Annotated in this window: 7 protein-coding genes; all 7 read right to left on the bottom strand. The window is 32.5% G+C overall.

The window, feature by feature from the left end; all coding sequences use genetic code 11:
• Nucleotides 1-179: 179 nt before the first annotated feature.
• Entirely contained in the window at nt 180-719 is a 540-nt protein-coding gene (locus ACT8VG_RS06790) for a hypothetical protein (protein WP_117458067.1), read from the bottom strand.
• A 1-nt stretch (nt 720) separates the two neighbouring features.
• Nucleotides 721-1,572: a rod shape-determining protein MreC gene (gene mreC, locus ACT8VG_RS06795; RefSeq protein WP_230310111.1), complete on the bottom strand. Its 852-nt coding sequence runs from the start codon at nt 1,570-1,572 to the stop codon at nt 721-723.
• 60 nt (nt 1,573-1,632) lie between these two features.
• A complete protein-coding gene (gene radC / locus ACT8VG_RS06800; protein WP_444195472.1) occupies nt 1,633-2,313 on the bottom strand; it encodes a RadC family protein in 681 nt (226 codons plus the stop codon).
• Between the two features lie 23 nt (nt 2,314-2,336).
• Nucleotides 2,337-2,741: a hypothetical protein gene (locus tag ACT8VG_RS06805; RefSeq protein WP_444195473.1), complete on the bottom strand. Its 405-nt coding sequence runs from the start codon at nt 2,739-2,741 to the stop codon at nt 2,337-2,339.
• Between the two features lie 49 nt (nt 2,742-2,790).
• On the bottom strand, nt 2,791-2,952 hold the full coding sequence (locus ACT8VG_RS06810) for a hypothetical protein (RefSeq protein ID WP_022424318.1): 162 nt from the start codon (nt 2,950-2,952) through the stop codon (nt 2,791-2,793).
• A 40-nt stretch (nt 2,953-2,992) separates the two neighbouring features.
• Complete coding sequence (locus tag ACT8VG_RS06815) at nt 2,993-3,145, bottom strand: hypothetical protein (RefSeq protein ID WP_187012533.1); 153 nt, start codon at nt 3,143-3,145, stop codon at nt 2,993-2,995.
• Nucleotides 3,146-3,233: 88 nt separating this feature from the next.
• The coding region (locus ACT8VG_RS06820) for a valine--tRNA ligase (RefSeq protein ID WP_444195474.1) at nt 3,234-5,354 on the bottom strand (2,121 nt) is incomplete at its 5' end.

A 5,354-nucleotide genomic window follows, 5' to 3' on the forward strand; every position in this document is an offset into this window, starting at 1 on the left:
TTACAGACATGTGTAATTTCCTCCTTTTTGTTTTTTCCTCCACTATTTCTAACATAGCCCACCAATAAGGCACTCGAACCATGAATCCATAGTGTGTGTATTTCAAACACCATGACATAGTAACATAAAATTAAATAAAATACAATAAAAAAGAGAAGAAAATCTTTCCTTCTCTTCTCTTAAATATCTTTCATATCAAAATCATTTGGTTCAATATAAATATCAAATTGTTTATAGACTAGATATACGATTGGCGCAAATACTACATTCATCACTAATGTTGGAAGATATCTCATTGTAATAAATTGAATAACTCCAATATAAGTAAAACGTGAAATAAGCATCAGCCAGTAAACAACAAATTCCTTAAACGTAACAATAAGAATCGCATAAACAATGAATTCTAAGCAAGTCATGTTATCGTTTCTATAAATGTATGTTCTCACAAATGTAATGGCACAATAGATCAGAATATAGACCATTAAGGAATTAGAATAACAAACAGTATAATATAGACCACATGCTGCACTAAAGAAAAATCTTTCGGATTTGTCATGAACTGTGATAGTTAATAAAGAAAACATAAGTAATCCAATACATGGAACAAATGTAAGACCTGAACGATTGATATTAGTAGGAATAAAGTAATTAATAACACTATCAATCAAATAACAGACAAACATAATCAGGAAATTCTTCAAAATCTGATTATTCTTCATATTAGTTTACCCTCTGTACAACTGCTACATAGTTCAATGAATCAAAATTAACTGAAGGTTTTACAGTAACATATTTGCCTGATGCATCAGTACCCTCATTAAATCCTACAACCTTACCTACTAGTATTCCTTTAGGAGACTTTCCTTTTCCCCCTAAACCACTCGTAGTCACATTCAAATCTTTCTTAATTTTATCCACTGTTGACAAGAGAGAAACCTTATAAGTACCTGACTTTACATTATAGCTATTAACTAAACCATAATATGTATTTTCTCCATCTACAATCATAACAGGAAGCTGAACACTATTATTTTCTGAACAAAGTAATGTCACAGTAGAAGAAATAGTACCTACCTTAGTAACAGTTCCAATCATTCCTTTAGAAGTAATAACAGCCATACCTTTTTGAATCTGAGAATTACTTCCCATATTAATCTTCACCTGATTACTCCAAGATTCAGCATCTCTTTCAATAATAGTTGTATATTTAACTTTATAGTCAGTAGGTAAAGATTCAATGTTTGTAATCTTCTTCATTTCTGACAATTCATTTGATAATACTTCATTCATTGCAAGCTCACTCGCATAGTTATCAAGTGAACGCTTCAATTTCTTATTCTCACGATAAACAAGCTTAAGATCATGATACTCAGTAAATACATTTTTTACATAATTCACTGGTGCCTTGATAACATAATATTCAGCATTTGCGATTGTATCCTGAAATACGCTTGAAAATGGCAGTTCTGTAATACCTGATACAAGAGCATATACAGATGTCACAATCAACACAACAGTGATTACGATCATTCTTCTTGTATGCTTGTTTTTCTTCTTTTTATACAATGACATCACCTCGGTGAATACATTATAATATCTCTTTTTGAAAAATGCAATCATAAGGAAAAACAGTTATCGGATTGAAGAACAGACCCTCTCTGCTTTAAAACTATAATATTGATTTCTTCCAATAATGATATGATCCACTATATCTACATTCATCATTTTTCCAAGTTCTATAAGCTTTTGTGTCATATTAATATCTTCACTAGAAGGATGCGCATCACCTGAAGGATGATTATGTACACAAATGATACTAACCCCATTAAAAGCAAGTGCTTCTCTAAATATTTCTCTTGCAGAAACAATGGACATATTGACACTTCCCACAAATAATGTCTTTTCCGCAATCAAACGATTATGATTGTCTAAAATCATAATCAAAAAATGTTCCTGCGATAAATGGGACATCTTGTTTTCTAAATGATAGAAAACTTTAGCCGGGTTATCATATATCTCATTCATATCTGTATGCATATTAATTCTCTTAGAAAATTCTAAAGCAGCCATAATCCCTATCGCTTTGGCTTTATTGATTCCCTTAAAAGATAATAGCTTTGCAAAAGTAATAGAATGAAATCCACTCATTCCCTGTATTTCTCTTAATATTGTAGAAGATAAATCTAAAACTGACTGCTCCTTATTACCTGTTCTTAATAATAATGCAAGTAGTTCTTCATCCGTCAATGATTCTATACCATTTAAGAGTGCTTTTTCTCTTGGTTGAGAAGACTGTTCAAGTCCCTTGATCATAAATTCCACCTCATATTTGCCTTTTAAGCATATGTATTTAACACCTTGAATTCAATTCCATGCATTTTACATCTTACTTTCATTCTTATTACAAACTCATAATATTTTTGTAAAAACTTTTGATTATTCTCAACAATCACGACACAAGTCGGATTACTTTTTATCACTACACTAATGCATTTATTCATATAATCATTATAGACGTTATCCAATTTATTCTCTATTTTCTGTATCTTCTCTAAAGTTTCTTTACTATTATTTGAATTTTGTTCTTTTCTTGATAATCGTCTCTTTTGTCTGAATAATTGTTTCTCTAATTTCTCAATATTTTCTAATACATCCACTCTTTGTATGCTTAATCCATTTATCGTAAATATACATTCAACTATATCTATCTCAATTCTAACTTCTCTATCAACTGTTTCCATTTTCCTTCACTTCCTTATAAATAAGGGTGCGTTTCGCACCCTTCTCTTCTTATTTTCCCCATTCTAATGTGATAAGACGACCTAATCTGAGACGACCCTTAGCAGATCTAAGTAGTTTTAATCCAGCAACTCCTAGTAATGCATAAATAATATATGTCAATGCACTACCACCACAGATCTGTTCCTGGCTACTAACGGATAATTCGTACATATTTACTCCTTTCTAAAATATTGTAAATGAGACAAATGAATTATTTCATCCTTATTACTCTTCCACCTCTTAGATGACTCAAAGATGCTCTCAACAATTTCATGCCAGCAATACCTAGAAGTGCATATATAATACGATACATAACACTTCCACCATTAATCTGCTGTTGTCTTTTCGTAGATAGTTCGTACATCTTTACTCCTTTCTGCCCCCTCTACTATATCTATACGTCTAAAAAAATGAAATTACTTAAAAAAAATCCCCAAAATGGGGATTTTTGATTAGTTCATCTTAGCAAGTTTTTCTTTTGCTGCAGCATATTTAGAACGATAATCTTCTAATTTAGCTTTTTCTGCTTCTACTTTTGCAGCTGGCGCTTTAGATGTGAAATTAGGGTTAGATAACATACCTTCACCACGCTTGATTTCACCTTCAAGCTTCTTGATTTCTTTTTCAACCTTTGCCTTTTCAGCTTCCATATCAATATACTGACCTAAATCAATATTAAGTGTATTACCACCCTTGATTACTTCAGTCGCATTATTCTTACTTGTTGGAACATTATATCCTACACAAGTTGCGTTAACCAGTTTGCTGACATAAGGTGCAATTTCCTTTAATAATGCTTCAAGATCATCCTGTTTAGTAGTGATTGTATAATCAACTTCAATACTATTCTTGATAACATAAGTATGTCTGATTTCTCTTACACCCTTGATAATATCAATTAAATAAGCAAACTGATCATTGATTGTGTCATTATCATATTCTGGATTTACTTCTGGCCATTTAGAAATAACGATAGATTCTTCATTATGTGGAATAGCCTGATAGATTTCTTCAGTAACGAATGGCATGATTGGATGTAATAATCTAACAATAGTATTTAATACATAAACAAGTGTGTTTAATGCAGATTTCTTAGCAACTTCATCATCACCTGTTAAATGAAGTTTAGATAATTCGATATACCAAGAACAGAAATCATCCCAGATGAAACGATATAATTCAGTTCCTACATTGATAAATTCAAACTTATCCATGTTTTCATCAACACTTCTGATTACTTCATTTAATCTATTCAAGATCCACTTATCAGCTAAGTTAAGTGTTGCATAATCTAATTCTTCTAACTTTTGATCTTCATCAATGTTCATTAATACATAACGTGCACTGTTCCAGATCTTGTTAATGAAGTTCCAAGTAGATTTTAATTTAGCTGGTACATAACGCATATCAGCTCCTGGTGAAGAGTTATTTAATAAGAACCATCTTAATGAGTCAGCTCCATATTCATCAATAACATCCATTGGGTCAACACCATTACCTAATGATTTCGACATCTTACGACCCTGTTCATCTCTGATTAAACCATGAATTAAAACATTCTTGAATGGTCTTCTACCAGTAAATTCGATTGACTGGAACATCATACGGCTTACCCAGAAGAAGATAATATCATAACCAGTAACTAATGTATCAGTTGGGAAATATCTCTTAAACATTGGGTCTTCTGTATTAGGCCAGCCCATAGTTGAGAATGGCCATAAAGCACTTGAGAACCATGTATCAAGAACGTCTTCGTCCTGAGTCCAGTTTTCTACGTCTTTAGGCGCTTCTCTACCTACATATAATTCACCTGTTTCATTGTTGTACCATGCAGGAATACGATGTCCCCACCATACCTGACGCGAAATACACCAGTCTTCAATGTTGTTCATCCAGTTAGAGAATGTCTTTTCAAATCTTTCTGGAACGAAATCTACTCTATCATCAGTTTCCTGATTCTTTAATGCATTTTCAGCTAATGGCTTCATCTTTACAAACCACTGCTTAGATAAATAAGGTTCTACAATTGCATGAGAACGTTCTGAGTGACCTACTGAATGGACAATAGTTTCAATATGGTCTACAACACCTGCTGCTTCAAAATCCTTTAATAAAGCTTCACGGCATTCAAAACGATCCATTCCTTTATATTTACCAGCTAAATCATTCATAGTACCATCTTCATTCATACACTTAGGCATTGGAAGATTGTACTTCTTTGCTAGCTGGAAGTCATTTGGGTCATGTGCTGGTGTACATTTCATAACAGCAGTACCAAAATCAAGATCAATATAGCTATCAGCCATAATTGGTAATTCATCACCGTTGGCAGGGTTGATTGCCTTCATACCAACATATTTCTTATATCTTTCATCATCAGGATGTACGAAAATTGCCTGGTCAGCAAACATTGTTTCTGGACGTGTAGTGGCAATGACTAAAATATCATCAGAACCAACAATATGATAATTGAAGTAGTACATATGACCTTCAATATCTTCATGATATACTTCGATATTTGATAATGCAGTTCTTTGTACTGGGTCCCAGTTAATGATCTTTTCACCCTGGTA

Origin of the sequence: Catenibacterium sp. (assembly GCF_052354645.1) — a bacterium.
GTDB lineage: Bacteria > Bacillota_I > Bacilli_A > Erysipelotrichales > Coprobacillaceae > Catenibacterium > Catenibacterium mitsuoka_A.

Excerpts from the sequence above, each read along its gene's own strand:
- ACT8VG_RS06790 (WP_117458067.1), bottom strand. The coding sequence starts at position 719 with ATGAAGAATAATCAGATTTTGAAGAATTTCCTGATTATGTTTGTCTGT.
- mreC (WP_230310111.1), bottom strand. The coding sequence starts at position 1,572 with ATGTCATTGTATAAAAAGAAGAAAAACAAGCATACAAGAAGAATGATC.
- radC (WP_444195472.1), bottom strand. The coding sequence starts at position 2,313 with ATGATCAAGGGACTTGAACAGTCTTCTCAACCAAGAGAAAAAGCACTC.
- ACT8VG_RS06805 (WP_444195473.1), bottom strand. The coding sequence starts at position 2,741 with ATGGAAACAGTTGATAGAGAAGTTAGAATTGAGATAGATATAGTTGAA.
- ACT8VG_RS06810 (WP_022424318.1), bottom strand. The coding sequence starts at position 2,952 with ATGTACGAATTATCCGTTAGTAGCCAGGAACAGATCTGTGGTGGTAGT.
- ACT8VG_RS06815 (WP_187012533.1), bottom strand. The coding sequence starts at position 3,145 with ATGTACGAACTATCTACGAAAAGACAACAGCAGATTAATGGTGGAAGT.